Genomic DNA, 23,731 nt, shown 5'->3' with positions numbered 1-23,731 from the left:
GCTAAATGGTATCAATCGTCAACTCTGCACCCTGATTAATCATTTGTATCTGACTTGCCAGTTCTCTAATCGTAGGGGCATTCACTAATATTGCTGTCCCGAGATCTCCATTGACTAAATGTGACTTTTTAATTTTATCAATCAGCATAATCGCCTTTAAGCTATCGCCTCCGGCTTTAAAAAAGCTGATATCTCTTGAATACTTTGTGGAACCGAGTACTTCTATCCATAGCCGTTCTAATTCTTCTTCTATAGCTCCCTGCGGTTTTTCGTAACCGGCCACAGCCTGACGTTCTTTAAAAAACAATTCTGCTACCATTTTACGGTCAACTTTCCCATTTGCACTCAACGGTATAGACTTTCCATATTGATATTCAGATGGAACCATATAGAGAGGAAGATAGGAACTAATCGACTGATTTATGGTTTCGTCCTGAATCAACTCACTATCTGGGTCGTTTTTAACAATAAACGCACAAAGTTTTTGACTGCCGCCTTCCGAAACGATACATGCAACAGAACTCTTAATACCTTCCGCCCTGTTGATTGCTGCTTCAATCTCTCCCAGTTCAATCCGGTACCCTCTGAATTTTACCTGCGTATCTTTTCTTCCCAGGAATTCAATTGTTCCATCATTCCAAAACCTTCCCATATCACCGGTTTTATACCATCTTATGTTTTTAAATGATACAAACTTATTATTTGTAGTGGTTTCATCACCGACATAGCCCTTTGCCACTCCAATTCCGCCAATCCATAATTCTCCCGGCACCCAATCAGGGCAGTCTCTTCCCCTCTGGTCAACGACCCTGTATAGCTGTCCGTCCAGGGGAGTTCCATATGGAATTGATACCCACTCTTTAGGAACAGGCAGCTTCACCTGATAATAATTAGACCATATAGAACCTTCAGTTGCTCCACCAAGAGCTGTCAATTCAGAATTTGGAGCAACATCTGCTAATTTTGCCGGCAGGTCCGTACCAATCCAGTCCCCGGACAACAATACGGTTTTAAGGGATTGCAATTTCATCTCCTCAGCCTGTGCCTGTTCCAGAAGCATCCGTAATAGAAAAGGCACTGAATTCCAACAGGTTATATGGTATCTGGTAACTAAATCCAACCATTGAGCAGCATCTGTTTTACTCGCCTCGTCCAGCAAGACTATAGTCCCGCCCGTTCCAAGAATTCCAAATATATCATAAACCGATAAATCAAATTCCAAAGAAGACACTGCCAATAAACTATCTTTTTCACTGATGTCACATTTCTTGTTCACATCACAAATTGTATTCATGGCTGAAAAATGGGAAATCTCCACGCCTTTGGGTTCTCCAGTAGTTCCAGAGGTGAAAATAACATAAGCACTGCTGGAAGGATTTACTGGTTCATTGGCAGATATCTCCTCCCGCTTCGCCCGGTCATTCACATCAATGATATTCACTCTGTTTAACCTTAAATGACAGCCATGAGATACCATATATCTTATATCAGCGCGTTTCACGATCTTTTCGATGCGCTTATCCGGCTGGTTCATTCCAATCGGCACATAACATGCACCCAGCAGCAATATTGATAGTACTGATATTATCTGTTCTGCTCCCCTGGGCAATCGCACAGCCACCTTATCGCCAGGCCCTACACCTTCCAGCTGTAATAAACGTGCTAATTTCTTCGCTTCTTTGCACAGCTCATAATAAGTCAAGGTTCTGCCGGTGCCTTCTATGACAGCCGTTTTGCTGCTACGGTCTGTTGCATTTCTAAAAACAAGTTCATGCAGACATAGATTCTGCTTTACCCCAATTGTATTTATGCCTGAATATCTCTCTGCGAATTTTGTCTCTGATATTACAGGAAGTTCTTCCCCCCATTTGTCAGGATTGGATATAGTCCATCTCAAACATTCTATATAGGCACTGAACATATCCTCTATAAAGCCTTTCGGGAATACATCTTCAACTGTGTCCCACGAAAGCAAAATGCCTTCCGGGAATCTCATGACCTGGAAATCTATCAAAACTTGCGGTGTCTGTGAAGAAATATATTTTAATTTGCCAAAACTCCCTGCAAACCCATCAGTAATGATTGGTTCCATGCAGTCACAAGAAAATACGATTGGCGCCACAAGCTTTTGTGTTGGCCTTGACCTTAGTATATCTCTTATTACTTTCACTCCGGAATAAGCAGAATAGTCCAGCGATTCCAGAAAGGCTTCCTGAATTCTTTTCGTTTTACTAATAAAACCTCGTTCTTCAATGCCCTTTACCGGAAGCAAAAGGATATTTGTAAAATCAGCCACTTTGTCCTCTGCTTCTGACGGTCTGTTAAACAGAGGTATATTCATCAGAAAATCCGATTGATTGCTGTAACGTTCTAATATCTGTGTATAAATGGTCAGCAGTATCATTGCAGGTGTGACCTGGTTCTTCGCAGCACTTGCCGCAAGCCTGTCCCAATCCGCTTTCTCCAGCATAAAATTTCTTCTTTTAAACACCGGCTTCTTTACCGATTGATACGCTCTCTTTAATGGCAGTTCCGGCGCTTCCGGCAGTGTAGCAAAGTGTTCTTTCCAATAAGCGGCCACTTTTCGGTAAGCGTCCTCATTTTCTTTATGCTTCATGTGCTCTTCAAGAGAAAAAGGCGATTGCGTTTTCTCAAAAGAACAATCATTATATAATTTTTCTAAATCCGAAAAAATAATCTTTATGCTCTTTAAATCCGCTACCAGCAAATCAATGCCAAAATGCAAGATAGTTTTGTTCTTGCCTATAACCGATAAAATGAGTACTGCCACTTCGCCTCGTTCAACAGCCAACACTTTATGACTGTACTCATTTCTTACCGCTTCCATTTTCTCTTTCTTTTCTGTTTCATCTAATTGTTGTAAGTCATATATTATGATGCTGGAATTATATGGTTTATCCTGAATAACCTAGGTTCCGCTCTCCAAAAACTTTGTCCGGAGCGATGAGTGCAGGTATTGCACGTTTTCCCACGCCTTTGATAACCTCTGCCGGTCTATTTCCCCACATTCAAACTCAAAATACAGATAGCACGATATTCCTCCCATCACCTGATCTGGATTTCTGCCCACCCAATACGCATGCTGAACATCGGTAAGAGGAAATTCCATCGTTTCCGTCCGACTCCTATCCACTTCCTTTTTACTTTCTGCGCTGACACTCTGCATTTTTATTATTTTCCACCATTCCGCCAGATACGGTTTTTTCAGCAATTCAGAAACGCGGACATTGATACCTCTGCGTTTTAGCTCACTGGATATTAGCATTACCTTTAAGGATTCAAATCCAGCCTCAATCAAATTTATGTTTTCTATATCTGCAGTATAAGAATACTCCCCAATCTCTGCTATAATCTGACACAGCTCTGCATATGTAATCTCCGATTTCATATTTTCTCCTTCCCTGCAGTGTTATTCGCAATCTCCCGCAGCTTTACCCGGTTAATCTTTTTTACCGATGTAAGAGGCCACTCATCTATCTTCACAAGCTGGTCTGGTAGCTTATATGTTGCCAACCCCTTTTCCATAAGAAATTTTCGTATATGTGATAAATTAATTTTTTCATCCGCAGTCATGATGAAAGCACAAATTCTTTCTCCCATTAGAAAATCCTCAACACCTACTACCACCGCCTCATCAATGTTCGGATGTTCACTTATAAATATTTCAATCTCTCTCGGTTCTATTTTCTCACCAGACCTATTTATTTGGTCCGTGATCCTTCCCTGTACCTGATATCCATATGTGGAATCCCATCTCACTTTATCGCCTGTTCTATAAAATCCGTCCGATGTGAACTTATCTTTCATACTGACATCCTGGTTATAATAACTTTGAATGGTAAATGGTCCACGAATTATCAATTCTCCTTCTTCACCATTCAGTACGTCCATGCCATTCTCATCAATAATCCGGATTTCCTCATAGCCAGACACCGAATAATGGTAGCCTACCGCATCGCCAAGATTGCTGCGATCATAAATACTATACAGGGCCAGTCCTTCCGTTGCTCCATAAAGGGGTAAGACCTCACATTCCACCTTTTCAATTAATTTTGTAACAAGGCTCTCATCAACCAAGGAACCTCCAATAATGATTTTCCTGACGCTGCTCAAATCATATCCACACTCTTGATTCAGATACTGATTCCAGATTCGCGCCAGTGTTGGAACTAAGGCTGTAATTGTAATATTTTCTTTTTCAACTTGTACAAAAATATCATCGCAGTCCAGGTCACTGCATAAAACAGCTTTTCCCCCTGCGAAAAACACATTCAGAATTCCGGGCGAATATAACCCAACCTTATGTGCTAATGGCAGACAAGCTAAATAACTGTCAGAGGACGTAAACTGGAATTTCTGATTATATCCATAAATATGCCAATAAATCATTCTATGAGTGATTGGCACTAATTTAGGAACTCCGGTTGTTCCGCTTGACAACATAAGGAGGGCTATGCTGTCAAGCTCCTTGTTTTCTTCGATGATATTTTCGGTGTCTTCTTTCAATCCTTCGGCTATATCCTTGACTGCGATTTTACAAATCTGTCTGCTTGCACGCCCCTTGTGAATCCTTAATGATACTTCGTCCTTATCATAGAAAACCAATGTTGAGGCATCCGTCTTATCAAAAATGCCCTTTAACTCATTCTCACCAAATAAAGAGTTTGTAACAATTGGGATTGAACCTATTTTAATTAACCCCAGCAAACCAAATACAAACTCTTTTACATTCGGTATTCGCAAAACAACCAGTTCACCCTTGCTTATCCCGCGCCTTTTGAAATAGCAGCCATACTGGTTGATTTTCTTTTCCAGTTCTCCATAGGTAATACGATTTATGCCCTCCACAATAGCGGTCTTATTTCTATTTGCTTTAAACCTTTCTCCCAGCCAGATATCTATCGTTTTCTCCTGTACCGGTCGCAATTTCTTCCCATAGTTCATTCTCATTCCTCATTCCATATGCCAAACATGCTTTATGACATTTATCTACAGCAATTTGACAAATCCGCCAAATCTGATCTCCGTAGCTTTCACTGCTGGTTCCGCCGATTTTTACAGAAAAAGAGGCGAAATCTTTATAAAGCCCATAGCCGATTGCCTTCACATAGGCTTCTTTCGCTGTCCAAGATTCAAAAAAGGACTCAATATTATTTTGCCTGATTACAGTTGCTGTTTCTTCTGGTGAAAAATAATTTTCTGCGAGCCTTTGATATTCCTGTATTTGTTTTATTGCCTGCACATCTACGCCAACCTGAACATTACGTCCAAAGGCAAGCATTACAATCTCTCCCGAGTGAGATAGGTTGTAATTTATAGATAGACGTTTTCCAGAACAGCACAGATATGGTTTCCCAAAACGTCCTCTCTCAATTTGTATATCTTTTATATCTTTGCCAAGATAAGATGAAGAAATCTTTTTTACAGCGATTCGCCCTATTGCACCTCTCATTATGTCTTCATACTTTACATATGATGTATATTGCTTTATCTCTTCTTCATTCAAGATTCCCCAATTCTCTTTTATCCAACCTGTCATGCTTCTCCACCGCAGAATCCAAACCTGTATTTCTTCTGGAGGAAGATTATTCATAAAGCAATGCCGTGAAGTGAATGTAGGACGAATCACTTTAATTTTCACGATTGATAAACTCCTCAGATTTTTGATGAATTAACTTTAATACATTTTCCTCATCTTCTTTTATAAAGAAATGCCCGCCTCTGAAAAGGTAATACTGAAACTTGCTCTGCGTGTATTCAGACCATCTCTTAATATCGGCCAGGGTCGCTTCCCTATCCTCATTCCCGCCAATTGCCAAAACTGGACATATTAATTTTGATGGGGCATCCGGATAATAGCTTTCATCCAGAATAAAATCCGATCTGATTATCGGCATATAAAAGTTCAACAGTCTTTTATCCATTTTTATTTCTTCCGGAATACCGTCATATCGTTCCAGGCCAATCAAAAACTCCTGTTCTGTCAAATGAGATATCGGCTGTGGTTCCGGAATATGGGGAACTCTGCTTCCGGAGAAAATCGCCAACTTTGCTACCCTTTTGTTGTTCTCAAGCATTTTTTCAACTTCAAATGCTATTTTGCCGCCCATGCTATGGCCAAATAGGATAAAGTCATTGTCAAGCCTCATAATAGCGTCCACAACGTCTTTTACAAGTGATTGCATGTTCAAATATGGCTTCTCACCAATACGTTCTTCTCTTCCCGGTAATTGTATGGGGCAAACCGAAAGTTTCTTGTCAAAATATTGAATCCACTTAGCATAGAAAGCGGCACCGCCTCCTGCATATGGGAAACAAAACATTATTGTACTTTGGGGGCTAATACCTTCCGAATTCTTAATCAATTTCCCATTGTATATCATAACCTCACCTCCTGAATCCAGACTAACCCAACCGCCCCCCACTGATTTAAACCCTGCAGCAAACAACAGCAATGATGGTACTGGACATTACTAAGAAAATATCTTTTGCAGTCAGACTTATAATGTAATAGCTATCTTTCTTATACGGACTCTCGATTCCTCTGACAATGGCTGATGATGCCAGTTCGTCCGCTATTTTCAGGCTTCTGAAAACCATAGGGACAATTGCATATTCCAATGTACTAAGCGGGTGAAAAAGGACTGTCCTTATAGACCGCAAAAAGCCTCTTACCTTCATAGCGTCTTTTACTTCACCAAACTCATGAACAAGGGTGGGAGCAAACCGGAGCATGACAATTATAATCAGCATTATATTTTCGGGAATCGGTAACTTCCTTATACTGGAAGTCAGTTTGCCTGAAGGTATATGCACTATCAGACACACAATCATCGCCGGCATCAATAGACGATAAAGCATATGAAATAACAGCGGTGATGGAAAAGAGATATGGTATTTTGTATTAATAGCCAGCCAAACTACCGACAGGATATATACCCCCAACATTCCTAATCCCATCGTAAATAACTCAAAATAGCATAACAATAGAAAAAGCCATATCATATATAAACCATGCCCCAGCAAACTGGTGCTTAAGAAGGAAGTGAAGCATGCGCAGACAGCCAACAGCAACACTGTCCTGCCATCGATCTGCTCCACTTTTCTGATGTTACTATGATTCATAATCATTCCAAAATACCAGCTTTCTGAAAATGTCTTCTTAATAGTCTCTGCCCGAACAGAACACCTAATACAGCAAGAAGACCGGTTATTGCACAGCCCAAAAGCATCAGCCCCGGATGGGTTGACATTAAAAACTGCATATCTAAGGTTTCCTGTGAAAAGCCACTATTTAATGCCATTTCTTTATAACTGTCCCATGCCCACCAGAGAGGCACCGCACATCCAACGAAATTCCCGATACTGTTTAAAGCCCAGCCAATCATATTGCGGATCGGCTTTCTATATGTATTTTTTCCAATCATAGACAGCTCGGAAATAACGCCTACAATCAGGAAATATGGCAGCAAGAAGGCGTAACCCATAAGTGCCTGGATAAGGCCATACACAAATGCCCAAACAAACAACAGCCCATGTTTGTTCACCCGGTTTGCCGCTACAAGGAAGAATACAGCTCCTAAAAAGCCGTCAATGGCGGCTGAACCATATAAATACACTTCTGAAAATGGCAATGTGACAGCGCTGACCACCATTGCTATCATATAATTGATTACCAACATGGCTGCAACCGTGATTACGTCTCTGATACTAAACTTACTTCCCTTTGTTTCACTCATATAAAGATCCTCCTGTAATATAGTGGTTTTGGTTAGTTGCTACTAACTATTAGTTAAAGCCTCGGCATGTTAGCAGCAACTAACTCTATTGTATTTTACAGGATTCTTTTTAATATTTCTACCCCTTTAAATGTGTATTTTTTTAAAATAGCCCATTTTAACAGTTTGTTTCATTCAAAGGCTTGTCACATCACAGGGCTGTAGATGACTTTATGAAACATTCAATTAAATTTCGTTTTACTTAAATATTAAATTATAAAATAATTGCCGCAGACTTTTTGATAAATCGACATTGTCACTATTATAAAAAGTACTGCGGCCTGAATCATTATATTAACTTCCAGCTTACTCTTACGTATTTCTATATCCGAAATAAGTTCTCTTTAGTCCTTATGACAAATAACATTTCTCTCAGCCCACTTCAAAGTACTCTTTCGCTTTCATATAGCCATTGCTGAATCACCCTTTTCGTGGGAGAAAAATTCCTGTAAAAGTCTTACAGCCTCGTTATCCATAGGCCGATGCCATAATATACGGCCATGCTCAATAAACATAAGATGTGTACAGCATTTGTATATCAGTTCAGGATCATGCGTTATCAGAAACAACGTTTTTTTCATTTCTTTTAGCTGTATTAATTTTTCTGAAACCTCAAGCATATGTCTATAATCCAATCCACTGGTGGGTTCATCAAATATGATTATTTCTTTCCCAGATGCAACAGCACTGCCAATAGCGACTCGCTGCTTTTCACCACCGGATAACGACATTGGGTGCAGTTTCAGTTTATCCGACAAATCAAGCCCGGCCAAAATTTCTTGTGCCCGAACCTTGTCCTCTTCCTCATTTTCTCCATCCATACTCAGCAAAAGTTCATCAAGTACATCTTCTGTAAAAAGCTGGTGATTTACATCCTGCATTACCATATAGGAAATATGCCGGCGCTTCTTCGCATTGAGAGCATTGCCATTTAATTTCAAAGTGCCCTTTGAAGATTTATCTAATCCGCATAGACATCTGGCAAAAGAGGATTTACCAGCTCCATTGTCACCAATGATTCCAATGATTTCTCCCTGCGGCAATGTTAAATTCGGTATGTTTACAATCGGATATCCCCGTTTTTCATATGAAAACCAAAAGTTATCAATCTGCAGGCTTTTTTCATTTGCTTCAGGTTTTTTTTCAGGCATCAAGTCAAATGGATTTAATGCACGTAATCCCATTTTCTTTAACTCCTTTGGATCTAGTTCCAAAAATTCCTCTCTTGTATATTCATTACATATCTCTCCGCGCTTCATATATATGATTCGGTCCGCATATGGAGCCAGGTAATAAAGGCGGTGTTCGGCAACGATTACTGTCTTATTTTCAGATTGCCATTGGCGAATTACTTCTGTTAAATCTTTTATCGAAGAAATATCCAAATTTGAGGACGGTTCATCCAAAACAAAAGTATTAGGGCAGATAGCATCTGCCGATGCACAGGCTATCTTCTGCTTTTCTCCACCAGATAAAGCAAACAGGCTCCGTCCAAGCAGATTTTCTAATTTAAGGCATTTTGTTGTATTCTCAAGCCTTGCCAGCATTTCCTGCACCGGCAACCCCAAATTTTCGCATCCAAACACAATCTCGCTTGTCGTATCTACATTGTAGAACTGTGTTCTCGGGTTTTGAAATACAGAGCCAACCATGGGGGCAATCTGATATAACTGATAATCCTTTACCTCTTTCCCATCCAAATAAATCTGTCCCGTTAACTGTCCATTATAATAATGCGGAATCAATCCGTTAATCAGGCGCGTCAAAGTTGTTTTACCGCAACCAGATTCACCACATAGTAAAACAGTCTCTCCATCTTCGATTTTCAAATTGATATTACGCAGGCTATTCTCTGATTCTCCGCTTTCATAGGTAAAGGACACATCTTTAATTTCTATCATTTCACTTCCCCTTCTACCATTTAATAATAAATAAGGTGACAAACAGCATAACGCCTGAAATTACTACCGCAATGGCATCGTAACAGGTAAATCCAACTCTCGTTATGCTTGACCGCTTTGCTGGATTATCCAGCCCACGGGTCAACGCTGCCGCAGACAGTTCATCACCAATCTTTACAACCGAAATCATAAGCGGTATGAAACGATATTCAAGCAGTGCCATTGGATTCTGCCAAAATTTTTTCGTACCAAACTGGATTTCCCTCATTCTCATAGCGTCTTTAATAGCTGCTGATTCTTCCTGCATGGTAGGCAAAAAGCGAAATAATACAGAAAGAGGAATGGTAATATTCCTACCGATATGCATTCTGCTCAGTGATGTAATACACTCACTGGCAGTAGTAGATTTAATTATGTAATTCCCCATTGCAAAAGCAGGAAAAAGCCTTAAAACCAATCCCACCAATAAAACTACAATCATATTGACAACCATGTGAAAACGAATTGAGTTTTGGATTTCCTTAACCACCAAAGCAGCTACAAACAGAACTATAAAAATGGCCGCTGCCTTATATTGTCTGTTTGTAAGTAATAGAATAAAAGGTATCAAAGCCACTGCAAGCATAAAAGCGGTATGGCCATATAAAAACTCGGCGGTAGCTACAACGGCCATCAGCAGTAATTTTGTCCGTGGGTCTAAATGGAATCCTTTCGTCTCTGTAACAGCAAGCATGTGCATCAAACAATACCCGCCCTCTCAAAGTGCTTCTTTAACATTTTATGACCGAGCAAAGCACCGCAAATCCCGCCGACAAACAAAATCACAAATCCCGCATACATCATCCATGATGGCATCATAGATTGTAATGTTTCTGCGTATTGGTTCCCCATGGAGCTGTGAATATTTTCCCAGTAGGACTGCCCGGCAATCCAAAGATTCGCAGGGCATCCCATCATGCCAAGGCAAAAACACGCATAGCTTAGGAGGGTAACGTTAAAGTTTTTATACTGACCGGCCTTTAACACAATATCAGCAAGAATTCCGCCCAGTGTCCACCCCACCAGCCCAATCCATGTATAGCCTATAAGAAAGAAAAACAGACCGCAGATGACACCTGTAATTGTCAGCATCCCGAATTTCTGAATTTTTGTGTAGTACAGCATCATAGGAATGCCACATACAAACGGCCAGATAAACAGAAGGAATGGATATATTACAGGCAGTGCAGTCAGTAATCCGAAAACAAAAAATATTACAAGAGTCATGGCAGTATAAATTCCTACATTGATAAGATCTTTTCCATTTAGTTTATTAGATTTTTGCATTTTAATCGTCCTTTCGTTATGACTAATTTCATATTTTATAGTTAGATTCAGCTAACTGTAGGGGAAATTTTTTGGGGATTAAATCCCCAAAACAGTTTGCCAGCCCGAGCTGAAAAATACCGATAGCGTATGAGCATACTTCAATGCAGCTGACTTTGGATAATTGTGCATAACAATTTCCGCAATTGAAGCATAGTAAGAATGGACCAACATATGCCACTCGTCCTCATCTAAATCATTGACAGGTACACCGCGTGCTTTTAATTCTGCAATGAGTTTTATTGTCTCCTGCACATCTGCGCGTACCAAGTCGTCTAAAAAGCCTGCATACTTTGTTCCTGACGAGCACATCAGAAGCAGCCTGAATACATCAAAATGCTCATAAATATATTCGATTATCTGGATAATCGTACTTTCTGACAGCCTCCACAAATTCTTAAGCTCATCTGTTTTTACTAAATCAAAATGCTTATCTATTGATTCTGAATATATCTTTTGGATTGTCTGAACAACTGATTCCACTAAAGAACCAAATAAAGCTTCCTTATCAGCAAAATGATTGTAAAAGGCACCATTGGTTACATTTGCGTCTTTACAGATTTCCCTAATACTGGCTCTTTCAAAGCCAAATTCTAAGAAGTGTTTCTTTGCACAGGCCAAAAGATTTTCATGAGTTTGCTGGAAATCCCTTGACATTTCCTCCCCTCCATTCTATACTATATTACACTGTAATATTACACCGTAATATAGATTTTACCACCCTTTTCCTAAAAAATCAATACCCAATTACAAATTCTGATTAGCAGAAAGGAAGATGTTTATATGAAATCAAAAGAACCGGGGGCAATCCGGCAGCTTTTTATGTTTGTTGGCAGTAGCAAGGGGAAAATGAAATTTTCCATTCTTATGGCCGTTTTAGGGGAACTATTTGGTATGGTTCCATTCCTTATACTGGCTATGTTGGCAGACTCACTCTATTCCGGAACAGCTACTACTAAAGATACGGTGATACTGGCGGGAATCGCGGCACTTTGCCAGTGCATTAAGACATTCCTTACATGGAGGTCGTCCCTTCTGTCCCACCGTATTTCCTTTACTATTTTACAAAATATACGTGAAAGAATTGCCGATAAAATGGCGAAGGTTCCCATGGGCGTCATGTTGGAAACCCCTTCCGGCATTTTTAAAAACTTAATTGTAGATAATGTGGCAAAGCTAGAGGATTCTATGGCCCATTTTATGCCTGAACTTCCGTCACACATCACAGCACCTCTATGCAGTATTCTATTAATCTTTATTTTGGATTGGCGCATGGGGCTGGCCTCTTTAATTACTGTCCCGTTGGGAGGTTTGTTTTTCGCTGCCATGATGCGCGGATATGCCTCCCGTATGGAAAACTATATGTGTTCTGCGAATGAAATGAACAGTTCTCTTGTGGAATATGTAAATGGTATTCAGGTCATTAAAGCTTTTAACCGGTCCAGCTCGTCCTATGGGCAATACTCAAAAGCTGTCAATTACTTCCACGACTGCACCATGGAATGGTGGAGTGAGTGCTGGCTATGGAATGCGGCCGCTCGTGCAGTCCTTCCCTCCACCTTACTTGGCACACTTCCTATCGGCGCTTTGCTTTTTATGAATGGTTCGATTACTTTACCGGTTCTGATGATATGTCTTATTGTCCCCCTTGGCTTTACAGGGCCGCTGATGAAAGTATCGGAAGCCATGGAGCAGGTAAGTATGATCAAAGGAAACCTTGAACAAGTTACTGCCTTCTTAAAAACTCCTGAACTGCAGCGGCCTGCGGACCCGGTTACTCTCACAGAACCGACATTTGAATTTAGTCACGTTTGCTTTGGTTATAACAAAAGTGAAGTGCTGCACGATATCTCATTTAAGACGTCACCGAAATCAATGACAGCGATTGTCGGTCCGTCCGGATCTGGTAAATCTACCATAGCCAAATTAATGGCGGGATTTTGGGATGCCACCTCCGGGACTGTGCTTTTTGGTTCACAGGATATTCGCAACATCCCCTTTGAGCAGCTGATGGGAGAAATCAGTTATGTTGCACAGGATAACTTTCTTTTTGATAAAACCATCCGTGATAATATCCGCATGGGAAATCCAGCCGCAACGGACGAACAAATAGAAACCGTTGCAAAAGCTGCAAACTGCCATGATTTTATCATGCAATTAGAAAAAGGCTACGACACTATGGCCGGAGATGCCGGAGACCGCCTATCTGGTGGAGAACGCCAACGTATCACCATAGCGCGTGCCATGCTTAAAAAAGCTTCCGTGGTTATTCTTGATGAAGCAACTGCCTATGCAGACCCGGAAAATGAAGCACTGATACAAGAAGCAATCAGTAAGTTAATTTCCGGGAAAACCCTAATTGTTGTTGCACATCGTCTGAATACAATCCGCAATGCCGATCAAATCCTTGTTGTAGCTGATGGGAAAATAGCTGGATGCGGAACGCAAAATGAACTGTTAGAGAACTGCCCTCTTTATAAGAAAATGTGGGAGAATTATTCAGATGCGGTAACTTCCAAAACGAAAGGAGAATCTTAGATGTTTGAAATGATTTCTCGTATTTATCAAATCGCCGGCTCCAGCAGAAAAAAAATAACAGTTGGAATACTGTGCAATATTTTAAAATCCTTTTTTCAAAGTTTTATGATGCTCAGTGTATTTTTAATCATGTTAAATCTTGATACACTAACCTCCTCAATAATTTTAAAAGCTGTAACTATCATTCTTATTAGTATTCTTGGACGTTTCTTTTTCCAATGGATGAGTGACCGTACCATGAGCGGAACCGGTTATGATATTTTCCGTGATTACCGTTTAGAAATTGGTGAGCGATTAAAACAAGCACCTATGGGTTATTTTTCAGAGCAGAACCTTGGAACCATCCAAACAATTTTAACCACTACCATAGCGGATCTGGAAGGTTACTCCATGATGGCTATCGAACAGATGACCAGTGGTGTTGCCATGGCATTCCTTATGTCTTTCATGATGTTCTTTTTCAACCCAATAATAGGGACACTAAGTATGATAGGCTTAGTAATTGGCCTGACAGTATTACGCCTGGTCAGACAGCGGGCCGCAGAACATTCGCCAATTTATCAGGCTGCCCAGGAAAATCTGGTTAATAAATGTTTAGAGTACATACGTGGGATTGCTGTTCTCCGTTCATTTTCAAACGGCAAAAGCGGCCAGCAAGAGGTACACACTGCATTTCAAAAGAAATGGGACGCTGATTATTCACAGGAAAAGGCAACCGCAGGTGTTCTCCGGCTATATGGCCTTGTCTATAAATTGATGAGCTGCGTCTTAATCGCTGCTGCTGGTATCTTATACATGGACGGAAAAATTTCCCTACCATTCTGTATGACATTTTTGTTTTGTGCATTTACCGTTTATTCTGATTTGGAAACTATGGGAAACAGTGCATTCTTGAGTAAGAAAATAAATACCGAATTAGACCGTTTGGAAGAAGTGACAAATATTCCCCAGATGGACACCACCACAGATAAACTCCATCCTTCCAATTATGAGATTTCATTAAAAGATGTATCATTTGGCTATGGTTCCCGCAGAATTATTGACCACATATCCTTAAACATACCAGAGCATACTACATGTGCGATTGTAGGTCCGTCAGGAAGCGGTAAAACGACATTATGTAACTTAATCGCTCGTTTCTGGGACGTTCAGGAAGGCTCTGTGTGTATTGGCGGCCAAAATGTGAAAGACTATACCGCTGACAGTGTGCTTGACTGTATCAGTATGGTTTTCCAAAAGGTTTATCTATTCCATGACACAATCGAAAATAATATTAAGTTTGGGAAGCCTGATGCGTCACTTGAAGAAGTAATGGAGGCAGCAAAAAGAGCCTGCTGTCATGACTTTATTATGGCCTTGCCGGATGGATATCAAACTGTAATTGGCGAAAGTGGATCTACATTATCTGGCGGCGAAAAACAAAGAATCTCCATTGCACGGGCAATTTTAAAAGACGCACCCATTGTCATTTTAGATGAAGCAACCTCCAGTGTTGACCCTGAAAATGAACAGGCTCTTTTATCTGCGATTGAGGAGCTGACTAAAAATAAAACTTTAATTTCCATAGCCCATCGATTGAGTACCGTACAAAAAGCTGACCAGATTATTGTGATTGATAATGGGCACGTCAAACAAAAGGGCACCCATGACCAGCTCAGTAAAAAGGACGGAATTTACCGGAATTTCCTTAAATTACGTGTGGAAGCCACCGGATGGCAATTATAAATATTACCCCATTTCACCCCTCTGTATCAATGAAAACCAGGGAAGGATTTAATGAATTCCTTCCCTGATTTTCTTTTTGTGCCAAGGCACTCATTTTCTCTTAACCTTCCAGAACCGGGCAGTCGTCAGGCCATATACCTCACCTTTCGCTTTTGCATAGACCTGTTTTTACTAAACAATTGCCTGAACCTACACATTCCTCTTTAATTTATTTTTCCTATCTAATCAAAGTATTTGCAGTTGCCAGTTTTTCCTCCCTTAACATAAGTTCTTTCCATACATCTACAAAGCCTTCCAAATTGTTTTTCGACAGCTTTTTCACCATCTGATTGATATAGTCCAGATATTCTACATGCATACAGCTTTTATTAATGCGGATCAATGTGAATGGATATCCCCAGGCCAGTAATTCATGTAGCTTTTTATAGCATTCCTGTACTACTTCTAAGTCACAGTTTTCATCAACATAGTTCAGAAAGAAAAAAACCGATAACCATGAGAAATATGCTCATAAGTTATCGGTTCTATGTTTTCAGGTGTTTATTCAGTAATATTTAGTCCACAAATACAGTTTCATTCACCCGTTTATTCAATGCATCAAATTGCTCCTTTGATATTATTGGCTCATAATTGCCTATATATCTCAACTCTTCTGAATATGATTTTGTTCTCGCCGTAACAACCCCTGCATAGTATACGGAGGCAGGCATTTTTCTCAATCTCTTTGCCCATATGCCTGCACTTCTCATTAGATTCCCCTGATTACTCCAATGTGATTCCACTTCTGTAAATGACAGCTCCATCACATTCTGTAAAGCAAGCAATGATATATCTTCTCCCGCCTGAAAGTATTGTTCCCGAAGTTCTATTTCTTTTCCCACCTGCCGGCAAATCCAACTATAGGGAATACTGTTTGCCGCCTCCTCGTAATTCAAGACAAGATGCTGTGTATCTTTTTTATAATCTATGAACTCCAATACCATGTATTCCGGCGGATTGTTCAGATAATCCATAACAAACTTTAAAGCAGACCTCACGCGAAAAGCTTCCATTTCCTCTACAACTAACTGCCTGTCCTTAATACGATAACCATAGGGTGCCTTTACGAACTCGGCCCTCTTTTTCATACGACTTTTCATACAATCCTTAATATTCTTCATATAGATTGTCCACTCCTTTTAATTTGAAAGTAATTAACTTGCTTTTCTCATACACAGCATATTAATTTCGTCCTGAAATTTAAAAACAACTTCAATATTATGATTCTTGTCTACCAACACTTTTTCAATAAAGGCATCAGCCAACTCCGGAGACAACGCCTCCTCATTTCTAAACTCATCGACCAATCGGGCAAAATCTGAATAGAATATGATATTTGCCTCATCATATTTTCGGATTCCTTCTTCCACCTTTTGAATTCCTGCCTCCAATGGAACAAGCTGTTCTGACAATTTCTGTTTTTTTATCAGATATTCTTCTCTGCTTACATGCCCTGCTCTGTAATCTTCATACAAGTTCATTTTCTTCTGCTTTATTTCTTCTGCCCTCTCCTGAAATCTTTCCATGATTGCATGGTAATCTGCCATATTATGATTCAAAGCCTTTAAGATTTTCTTTTTGCTGTCAGTAAATAATCTTAAATTGAATTGTATAACCGAAAACACTGCTTTTTCTAATACCGCTGTTTCAATAGGCGGAAAAGTACAATCCGACAATGGATTTTCACGCTTAGCCAAACAATAGTAAAAGTCATTATCTTCATGATATCTGCGCCTGCTTAATGCTGAACCGCAATGTACACAATACACATTTTTATATAATGCTGATACTCTGCGCCTCGGTCCACTTTTGCAACCACTTTTAGCAGCCCTCTCATCCAGCCACTCATTCACCCTGTTAAACTGCTCTTCTCTGATAATTTTCGGCTGTCTGTTTGGAACAAGAATTTGGTCCGCCTTATTCACTGCCCGTGTTCCTTTTGTCCCCAATACACAAGCCTCTTCCTTATGACGTACTGAATATCCCAAATAAGCTTTATTCCTTGCAATCTTTTTCAGTGTTGTTTTATTCCAGATAGAACTGGTCTTACATAATTTGGCATTGTATTTTTTAGCCAAATAAACGCTCGGCGGATCAATTCCTTTTTCAGCCAGGAACTTAATTATAAACTTATAACTTTTTTTCTGGTCTAATAGATCCATAATTATTTGTAGTACATATGCCGCCTCCCAATCCACCTCATATTCACGGTCAGCTGTATACCGATATCCATAAAGAGGTACTGGGCCGTTATGCTTTCCTTGAAGAGCCTCCTCCATCTTAATTCTCTTCTGAGTGGTAGACGCCTGAATTGGAACTAACCCATTAATCAAATTCTTGAATTTGGCTTCAAAATCTATACCATATTGATAATCTTTGCTGTCATAATCATCATTAATCGCAATATAGCGTACTTCCAAAAAAGGAAATATCTTTTCTAAATAATTGACGGTATCTATGGTGTCCCTGCCAAGTCTGGAGAAATCCTTCGTTGCTATTACTATCATATTTCCATATAAAGAACGGACTCTGCTCATCATATTCTGAAAATTAGGTCGGTTAAAATTACTGCCAGTGTAGCCATCATCAATAAATTCTTCTACTTGATAATCATGAAATTCACTGTGTTCCTCCTTGAATCGGTTAAGCAATCTTCTTTGGTTTGTAATGCTGCAGCTTTCATCGTCTCCATCTTCCCTGGAAAGACGTTCATAAAAAAGCAGAAATTTTTTCTTCATCCTCACACCGCCTTTGCAATCAAATCCATGCTGAATATATCTTCAAATTTGAAGATAACTTCCATGGAGGTTTTGTCTATAATTTTGATTTCCGAAATCAATTCATCAATAATCTCCGCTGTCACGCAGAGATTTCCCTGCTTGTCCATCAATGCAGAAAGCCATTTGTTCTTTAAAGAATATCTCCTGACCATATCATTTGACTCTATAATCAAACTCCCTTTTAGTGCCCTCAGTTCATCAACCTTCTCCATATTCTGTCTTTTAAATTCTATGTACTCTCTTTTATCCAGAATCTGATCTACATAATCTTCGTATAATTGTTGCTGCCTCACTAAAAGGCTCTGGATTTCCCGGTCAATGTCAGCAATCTGATTCTGGTATTCCCGTTTCAATTTGGTTATAAAAGAGTCCTTTTTATATGCTTTTTTCTCCTTCATTGCTATACTGACCCACTTATCTAAGAGGACCGTAACAGCTTTTAATACTGCTTTTTCATTGATAAATTTGTTCTTGCAATGATTAGGTGCTACATCATGTCCAGGACAATGATATTCAATACCTATTCCCTGCTTTGTATGATACCTGCTTTGTGACATATGCCTTCCGCAAACTCCACATACGAGCTTCCCTGCGAATAATCCATATTTCTTATCAATTTCTCTGGTAAAGCTATTCACCCAGATTTTCTGTGCGTTCTTTTGGGCCCTGTCATAAATTGCCTGCTTTATGATACGGGGTAGAGCATCCTCTTCAATATTCCATTCCTGCCGCGGCACCCTTTTTAATTTTTTTCCTTTATAATAGCTTTGTTCTGTTTTATGGGTAACCAAACAGCCAATATAAACGGGGTTCTGAATGATACTAGAAATGAAATTGCCCAGCCACAGATACTTTTCCGGGTTCTTTTCTACCTTTTCTGCTTTTCCATGTTTTATCAAGTGATAGGCTTTCGGCGAGGGAATATTCTCCCTATTCAATATTTGGGCAATCTTATAGTATGAATATCCTTCCAGCACAAACATGTTAAATATACGGACAACAACAGAGGCAGCTTCCGGGTCAATCACGAGTATTTTACTATTGGCTTTTGAACGCTCAAATCCATATGGCGGCCTCGCTCCCCAGAACTCCCCATTGCCTCTGGCCAGTTCATGGGCCTGGGTAAGTTTTTTGGAAGAGATACGGGCGTAATATTCATTTGCCAGATGTTTAATCACATAAACCATTCGTTCTTTGCTGCATTGTGGATCTGCACTGTCATATCCATCGTCTATGCTGATGAAACGAACATCTAATTCCGGGAATACTACATCTAACAGCTCCAGCGCTTCCAAATAGTTTCTTCCAAATCTGCTAAAATCCTTAACGATTACTGCATTGATTTTTCCAGACTTAATATCTTTGAGCAGTTCAGAAAAGCCCGGACGATTAAAAGCTGACGTTAGATAACGATACTTTTGAAAACACTGGAAAATCAAGGTTTTTCGAGCGACGGACAAGCAGGGTATTGTACTAAAAACTGAATACGACGCAGAAGCGGCGTTTCTTACTCTCTACATGGGAGAACAGGAACGCCGCTTTTTTATGCCCTTTGTTACGCAGTAGGGGCAGAAAAAGCCTTGCTACAAGCGATTTTGCGGGCGCGTATCTGGCGCGGCAAGGGATTTATACCTTATCCCCCGAAACCGCGCTTCTACTGCGTAACAAATCCACAGCAAAAGGAGTGATTTACTATGGCAGTTTTCAGAGTGGAACGGAACAAGGGCTACACCGTAATGAGCAACCACCACCTACGCAACAAGGAGCTTTCCTTAAAGGCAAAAGGGCTGTTGTCGCAAATGCTGTCACTCCCCGAAGATTGGGACTACACCTTGAAAGGCTTATCCCTTATCAACCGGGAGAAGATAGACGCTATCCGCGAAGCCATTAAGGAGCTTGAACGCGCCGGGTATATCGTTCGGTCAAGGGAGCGCGACGAGAAAGGACGCTTGCGGGGCGCGGACTATGTGATATTCGAGCAGCCGCAGCCGCCTACGCCGGATTTACCTACATTGGAAAATCCAACATTGGATAATCCAACGCAGGAAAAACCAACATTGGAAAAACCTACGTTGGAAAATCCAACGCAATTAAATAAAGATATACAAAGAACTGACTTACCAAAAAAAGAAAAATCAAATACAGATTTATCAAGTACCCATTCCATTCCTATCCTTTCCCCTAACCCCTCTCCTTGCAGAGAAGCGGCTACGCCGCCGGAACGGAAAGGAACGGAAGCGGCAGCACAGAGCGCAGTTGATATATACCGGGAAATCATCAAGGACAATATCGACTACCACATTCTCAAACAGGACATGAAGTTTGACGGGGACAGGCTGGACGAGATTGTAGACCTCATGCTTGAAACCGTATGCACCGCCAGAAAGCGGGTACGGATTGCGGGGGACGACTACCCGGCAGAGCTTGTGAAATCTAAGTTTATGAAACTGGACGGCGAGCATATCCGCTTTGTGCTTGACTGTATGCGGGAGAACACAACGAAAATCCGCAACATCAAGCAATATCTGAAAGCAGCCCTTTTCAACGCCCCGTCCACTATCGGCAATTATTACACTTCCCTTGTCGCCCATGACATGGCAAGCGGCGCACTGTCACCGAAGAAGCCGCAGTACGGCGACCCGGACTATTATTCATTCAAACCGGGCGAAAGCCTGTAAAACAACAAAAGGAGGATTTTATTATGGCACAGAAAATGACAGGAGCATTGGTATTTGACGAGCGCACCGACCGTTACGACATTCGCTTTGACTTAAACAGCTACTACGGGGGCTTGCATTGCGGTGAGTGCTTTGACGTATTCGTGCGGGGCAAGTGGAAGCCGACCCGGATTGAGTACGGCGACAACTGGTATCTTGTGGGTATCAGAGCCGAGGACTTGAACGGGCTGCGGGTGCGTATCTGACCGCCGCCCCATAAAGAAACGCGAAAGGAGGACGCGAGGAATTGCAGGACGAAGTAAACGAAAAGACCATAGCCCTTTACATCAAGACCGGGAAGCTGACCGCCCAGACGCTCCAAAAGGCAATGAAAGCCATACTGTCAAAGGGCAAAAAGCAGCTTGCAAAACCGCCACAGGGAAAGCAGAGCTTAAAGCAGCTTATGAAGCAGAACGCGGGCGTTTCCAACATTGAGATTACCGAGGGCAATATCAAAGCCTTTGAGAGTACGGCGAAAAAGTACGGTATCGACTTTGCGCTGAAAAAGGACGCAACGGAAAGCCCGCCCCGCTATCTGGTTTTTTTCAAGGGGCGGGACGCGGACGTGCTGACCGCAGCCTTTAAGGAGTTTTCCGCAAAGAAGCTGACACAGGAGAAAAAGCCCTCTATCCGAAAGCTGCTCTCTACGCTCAAAGAAGCCGCACAGGGCAAGAACGCGGAACGGGCAAAGGTCAAGAACAAGGACAGGGAGGTATCGCTATGAAGCCGGAAATCAAGAAGCTGCTTATCCTAAATCTCCCGTATCTGCTCTTTGTCTGGCTCTTTGATAAAGTGGGCGCGGCTGTCCGTCTATCCCCCGGCGCGGACGCAAGCGCAAAGCTGCTACATCTTGGGGACGGTTTTACCACCGCCTTTTCCAGTATCGCGCCGAGCTTCCACCCGGCAGACTTACTTATCGGCATTGCGGGGGCGGTCATTGTCCGGCTGATTATCTACACCAAAGGCAAGAACGCGAAGAAATACCGCCGCGGGACAGAATACGGTTCGGCGCGTTGGGGCGGGGCTGACGACATAAAGCCGTACACAGACCCGGTATTTGAGAACAATATCCCCTTAACGCAGACGGAACGGCTCACCATGAACAGCCGCCCGAAGCAGCCGAAATACGCAAGAAACAAAAATATTCTTGTAATCGGCGGTTCCGGCAGCGGCAAGACCCGGTTCTTTGTGAAACCGTCGCTCATGCAATGTACGTCAAAGGATTTTCCAACGTCGTATATCGTCACTGACCCGAAAGGAACACTGATTTTGGAAACCGGGAAAATGTTGCAGCGGTACAAATACCGTATCAAAGTGCTAAATACGATTAACTTCAAAAAATCCATGAAATACAATCCCTTTGCCTATCTGCGGAGCGAAAAGGACATTTTGAAATTAGTCAATACCATTATCGCCAACACCAAAGGCGACGGGGAAAAATCCGGCGAGGATTTCTGGGTGAAAGCGGAAAAGCTCTACTACACCGCACTAATCGGCTATATCTGGTATGAAGCCCCAGAGGACGAGAAGAACTTCACGACGCTGCTTGAAATGATAAATGCGTCGGAAGCCCGCGAGGACGACGAGGATTTCCAGAACCCGGTTGACCTCATGTTTGAACGTCTGGAAGAAAAAGACCCGGAACATTTTGCAGTCAAGCAGTACAAAAAATACAAACTGGCGGCGGGCAAGACCGCAAAAAGCATACTTATCTCATGCGGCGCGAGGTTAGCCCCATTCGACATTAAGGAGCTGCGGGAGCTTATGGAAACCGACGAAATGGAGCTTGACACCATAGGTGACAGAAAGACCGCCCTTTTCGTGATTATCAGCGACACCGACGACACCTTTAACTTTGTCGTGAGTATTCTCTACACACAGCTATTCAACCTCTTGTGCGACAAAGCAGATGATGAATACGGCGGGCGGCTTCCCGTCCATGTACGGTGCTTACTTGATGAATTTGCGAATATCGGGCAAATCCCCAAATTTGAGAAACTAATCGCAACCATACGGAGCCGGGAAATCTCCGCGTCAATCATCTTGCAGAGCCAGTCACAGCTAAAGGCAATCTACAAGGACAACGCCGATACCATAGTCGGCAACTGCGACACCACGCTTTTCTTGGGCGGCAAGGAAAAAACCACGCTCAAAGAAATATCGGAGATTTTAGGCAAGGAAACGATAGACAGCTTCAACACTTCCGAAACAAGGGGGCGGGAGCTTTCGCATGGGCTGAACTATCAGAAATTGGGAAAGCAGCTTATGACGGAAGATGAAATCGCAGTCATGGACGGAGGGAAATGTATCTTGCAGCTACGCGGGGTGCGCCCGTTCTTTTCGGACAAATTCGACATAACGAAACACCCGAAATACAAGTACCTATCCGACGCAGACCCGAAGAACGCCTTTGACATGGAAAAGCACCTTAAACGCCGCCCCGCCATTGTCAAGCCCGACGAGGTTTTTGACTATTACGAGATTGACGCAGCAGACTTACAGGAGGACGCAGACCATGAGGAAACGTAGCGCAGAGGAAAAACAAAAGCAGCTTGAACGGTTTTTAATGAATGTTGCGGAAGCCGCCGACGCTGCATTATGGGAGTATTGGCGGGAAAAGGAAGCGGAACACCGCCGTTTTGCAACGGAGTATGTCACGCGCCGGGGGCTTATCCCTCAACAGTGACAGCATGGCAGACCGCCGGGGAGGGGGGGACAGGGGAAGCTACACTTCCCCTACGCTGCCTTGCGGCAGCTACCCCTTTGTGAACTTGCGGGAAGCGAACACCTTGCTATGCAAGCTATTCACTTCCCGCAAGTCTGAATAATACCCGTCCGGCAGCACAGCGGGACACCGAAAGGAGGAA

21 protein-coding genes are annotated in these 23,731 nt (G+C 41.8%); 7 read left to right on the top strand and 14 right to left on the bottom strand.

What is annotated here, in order from left to right:
- Position 1: 1 nt before the first annotated feature.
- The 11 genes from ANCC_RS01785 to ANCC_RS01735 form a co-directional block, all read right to left on the bottom strand.
- On the bottom strand, positions 2–2,893 hold the full coding sequence (locus tag ANCC_RS01785) for an amino acid adenylation domain-containing protein (RefSeq protein ID WP_267904113.1): 2,892 nt from the start codon (positions 2,891–2,893) through the stop codon (positions 2–4).
- A 36-nt stretch (positions 2,894–2,929) separates the two neighbouring features.
- A complete protein-coding gene (locus ANCC_RS01780; RefSeq protein WP_006567741.1) occupies positions 2,930–3,409 on the bottom strand; it encodes a phosphopantetheine-binding protein in 480 nt (159 codons plus the stop codon).
- Entirely contained in the window at positions 3,406–4,965 is a 1,560-nt protein-coding gene (locus ANCC_RS01775; protein ID WP_006567742.1) for an AMP-binding protein, read from the bottom strand. The genes ANCC_RS01780 and ANCC_RS01775 overlap by 4 nt, the downstream gene beginning before the upstream one ends.
- Complete coding sequence (locus ANCC_RS01770; protein WP_025483254.1) at positions 4,895–5,662, bottom strand: 4'-phosphopantetheinyl transferase family protein; 768 nt, start codon at positions 5,660–5,662, stop codon at positions 4,895–4,897. Before ANCC_RS01770 ends, ANCC_RS01775 begins: the two co-directional genes overlap by 71 nt.
- Positions 5,652–6,404 carry a thioesterase II family protein gene (locus ANCC_RS01765; protein ID WP_039946789.1) on the bottom strand — a complete coding sequence of 251 codons (753 nt, stop codon included), beginning with the start codon at positions 6,402–6,404 and terminating at the stop codon, positions 5,652–5,654. Before ANCC_RS01765 ends, ANCC_RS01770 begins: the two co-directional genes overlap by 11 nt.
- 46 nt (positions 6,405–6,450) lie before the next feature.
- A complete protein-coding gene (locus tag ANCC_RS01760; protein ID WP_330385484.1) occupies positions 6,451–7,146 on the bottom strand; it encodes an energy-coupling factor transporter transmembrane component T in 696 nt (231 codons plus the stop codon).
- 2 nt (positions 7,147–7,148) lie between these two features.
- A complete protein-coding gene (locus ANCC_RS01755) occupies positions 7,149–7,760 on the bottom strand; it encodes an MptD family putative ECF transporter S component (RefSeq protein WP_006567746.1) in 612 nt (203 codons plus the stop codon).
- Positions 7,761–8,200: 440 nt separating this feature from the next.
- Positions 8,201–9,700 carry an ABC transporter ATP-binding protein gene (locus ANCC_RS01750; protein WP_006567747.1) on the bottom strand — a complete coding sequence of 500 codons (1,500 nt, stop codon included), beginning with the start codon at positions 9,698–9,700 and terminating at the stop codon, positions 8,201–8,203.
- 13 nt (positions 9,701–9,713) lie between these two features.
- Positions 9,714–10,439 carry an energy-coupling factor transporter transmembrane component T gene (locus tag ANCC_RS01745; protein ID WP_006567748.1) on the bottom strand — a complete coding sequence of 242 codons (726 nt, stop codon included), beginning with the start codon at positions 10,437–10,439 and terminating at the stop codon, positions 9,714–9,716.
- Complete coding sequence (locus tag ANCC_RS01740) at positions 10,439–11,026, bottom strand: MptD family putative ECF transporter S component (RefSeq protein ID WP_006567749.1); 588 nt, start codon at positions 11,024–11,026, stop codon at positions 10,439–10,441. The genes ANCC_RS01745 and ANCC_RS01740 overlap by 1 nt, the downstream gene beginning before the upstream one ends.
- 78 nt (positions 11,027–11,104) lie before the next feature.
- The gene (locus ANCC_RS01735; RefSeq protein ID WP_006567750.1) at positions 11,105–11,722 is read right to left on the bottom strand and encodes a TetR/AcrR family transcriptional regulator; all 618 of its coding nucleotides are present in this window, start codon (positions 11,720–11,722) and stop codon (positions 11,105–11,107) included.
- A 126-nt stretch (positions 11,723–11,848) separates the two neighbouring features.
- Between ANCC_RS01735 and ANCC_RS01730 the strand changes: the two genes are divergently transcribed.
- Both ANCC_RS01730 and ANCC_RS01725 read left to right on the top strand, forming a co-directional pair.
- Positions 11,849–13,603: an ABC transporter ATP-binding protein gene (locus tag ANCC_RS01730; protein ID WP_006567751.1), complete on the top strand. Its 1,755-nt coding sequence runs from the start codon at positions 11,849–11,851 to the stop codon at positions 13,601–13,603.
- Positions 13,604–15,328, top strand: a complete 1,725-nt coding sequence (locus tag ANCC_RS01725; RefSeq protein WP_006567752.1) for an ABC transporter ATP-binding protein — start codon at positions 13,604–13,606, stop codon at positions 15,326–15,328.
- A 554-nt stretch (positions 15,329–15,882) separates the two neighbouring features.
- Here ANCC_RS01725 and ANCC_RS01720 read toward each other — a convergent pair.
- The 3 genes from ANCC_RS01720 to ANCC_RS01710 are packed head-to-tail and all read right to left on the bottom strand — an operon-like array spanning position 15,883 to position 19,586.
- Positions 15,883–16,488, bottom strand: a complete 606-nt coding sequence (locus tag ANCC_RS01720; protein WP_006567754.1) for a hypothetical protein — start codon at positions 16,486–16,488, stop codon at positions 15,883–15,885.
- A 33-nt stretch (positions 16,489–16,521) separates the two neighbouring features.
- Entirely contained in the window at positions 16,522–18,105 is a 1,584-nt protein-coding gene (locus tag ANCC_RS01715; RefSeq protein ID WP_006567755.1) for a recombinase family protein, read from the bottom strand.
- 2 nt (positions 18,106–18,107) lie between these two features.
- Positions 18,108–19,586 (bottom strand): recombinase family protein, encoded by a 1,479-nt coding sequence (locus ANCC_RS01710; RefSeq protein WP_006567756.1) that lies wholly within the window; start codon positions 19,584–19,586, stop codon positions 18,108–18,110.
- Between the two features lie 255 nt (positions 19,587–19,841).
- Here ANCC_RS01710 and ANCC_RS01705 point away from each other — a divergent pair, with 255 nt between their 5' ends.
- From ANCC_RS01705 to ANCC_RS01685, 5 genes are read left to right on the top strand one after another with little or no spacing between them, the layout of a single operon-like run.
- A complete protein-coding gene (locus ANCC_RS01705) occupies positions 19,842–20,825 on the top strand; it encodes a DUF6017 domain-containing protein (RefSeq protein ID WP_002569163.1) in 984 nt (327 codons plus the stop codon).
- Between the two features lie 23 nt (positions 20,826–20,848).
- Entirely contained in the window at positions 20,849–21,070 is a 222-nt protein-coding gene (locus tag ANCC_RS01700; protein ID WP_002569164.1) for a DUF5348 domain-containing protein, read from the top strand.
- A 41-nt stretch (positions 21,071–21,111) separates the two neighbouring features.
- Positions 21,112–21,588 (top strand): PcfB family protein, encoded by a 477-nt coding sequence (locus tag ANCC_RS01695; protein WP_002569165.1) that lies wholly within the window; start codon positions 21,112–21,114, stop codon positions 21,586–21,588.
- Positions 21,585–23,393: a VirD4-like conjugal transfer protein, CD1115 family gene (locus ANCC_RS01690; RefSeq protein WP_002569166.1), complete on the top strand. Its 1,809-nt coding sequence runs from the start codon at positions 21,585–21,587 to the stop codon at positions 23,391–23,393. Before ANCC_RS01695 ends, ANCC_RS01690 begins: the two co-directional genes overlap by 4 nt.
- Entirely contained in the window at positions 23,380–23,550 is a 171-nt protein-coding gene (locus tag ANCC_RS01685; RefSeq protein WP_002569167.1) for a hypothetical protein, read from the top strand. The genes ANCC_RS01690 and ANCC_RS01685 overlap by 14 nt, the downstream gene beginning before the upstream one ends.
- Positions 23,551–23,731: the final 181 nt, after the last annotated feature.

This window comes from Anaerostipes caccae L1-92 (assembly GCF_014467075.1).
GTDB lineage: Bacteria > Bacillota > Clostridia > Lachnospirales > Lachnospiraceae > Anaerostipes > Anaerostipes caccae.
Note: the sequence above shows the minus strand (reverse complement) of the source record. Positions and strands in the feature narration are given on the sequence as shown.

Excerpts from the sequence above, each read along its gene's own strand:
- ANCC_RS01760 (WP_330385484.1), bottom strand. The coding sequence starts at position 7,146 with ATGAATCATAGTAACATCAGAAAAGTGGAGCAGATCGATGGCAGGACA.
- ANCC_RS01765 (WP_039946789.1), bottom strand. The coding sequence starts at position 6,404 with ATGATATACAATGGGAAATTGATTAAGAATTCGGAAGGTATTAGCCCC.
- ANCC_RS01750 (WP_006567747.1), bottom strand. The coding sequence starts at position 9,700 with ATGATAGAAATTAAAGATGTGTCCTTTACCTATGAAAGCGGAGAATCA.
- ANCC_RS01740 (WP_006567749.1), bottom strand. The coding sequence starts at position 11,026 with ATGCAAAAATCTAATAAACTAAATGGAAAAGATCTTATCAATGTAGGA.
- ANCC_RS01700 (WP_002569164.1), top strand. The coding sequence starts at position 20,849 with ATGGCACAGAAAATGACAGGAGCATTGGTATTTGACGAGCGCACCGAC.
- ANCC_RS01690 (WP_002569166.1), top strand. The coding sequence starts at position 21,585 with ATGAAGCCGGAAATCAAGAAGCTGCTTATCCTAAATCTCCCGTATCTG.
- ANCC_RS01780 (WP_006567741.1), bottom strand. The coding sequence starts at position 3,409 with ATGAAATCGGAGATTACATATGCAGAGCTGTGTCAGATTATAGCAGAG.
- ANCC_RS01720 (WP_006567754.1), bottom strand. The coding sequence starts at position 16,488 with ATGAAGAATATTAAGGATTGTATGAAAAGTCGTATGAAAAAGAGGGCC.
- ANCC_RS01755 (WP_006567746.1), bottom strand. The coding sequence starts at position 7,760 with ATGAGTGAAACAAAGGGAAGTAAGTTTAGTATCAGAGACGTAATCACG.
- ANCC_RS01735 (WP_006567750.1), bottom strand. The coding sequence starts at position 11,722 with ATGTCAAGGGATTTCCAGCAAACTCATGAAAATCTTTTGGCCTGTGCA.
- ANCC_RS01745 (WP_006567748.1), bottom strand. The coding sequence starts at position 10,439 with ATGCACATGCTTGCTGTTACAGAGACGAAAGGATTCCATTTAGACCCA.
- ANCC_RS01730 (WP_006567751.1), top strand. The coding sequence starts at position 11,849 with ATGAAATCAAAAGAACCGGGGGCAATCCGGCAGCTTTTTATGTTTGTT.
- ANCC_RS01705 (WP_002569163.1), top strand. The coding sequence starts at position 19,842 with ATGGCAGTTTTCAGAGTGGAACGGAACAAGGGCTACACCGTAATGAGC.
- ANCC_RS01725 (WP_006567752.1), top strand. The coding sequence starts at position 13,604 with ATGTTTGAAATGATTTCTCGTATTTATCAAATCGCCGGCTCCAGCAGA.
- ANCC_RS01715 (WP_006567755.1), bottom strand. The coding sequence starts at position 18,105 with ATGAAGAAAAAATTTCTGCTTTTTTATGAACGTCTTTCCAGGGAAGAT.
- ANCC_RS01685 (WP_002569167.1), top strand. The coding sequence starts at position 23,380 with ATGAGGAAACGTAGCGCAGAGGAAAAACAAAAGCAGCTTGAACGGTTT.
- ANCC_RS01775 (WP_006567742.1), bottom strand. The coding sequence starts at position 4,965 with ATGAACTATGGGAAGAAATTGCGACCGGTACAGGAGAAAACGATAGAT.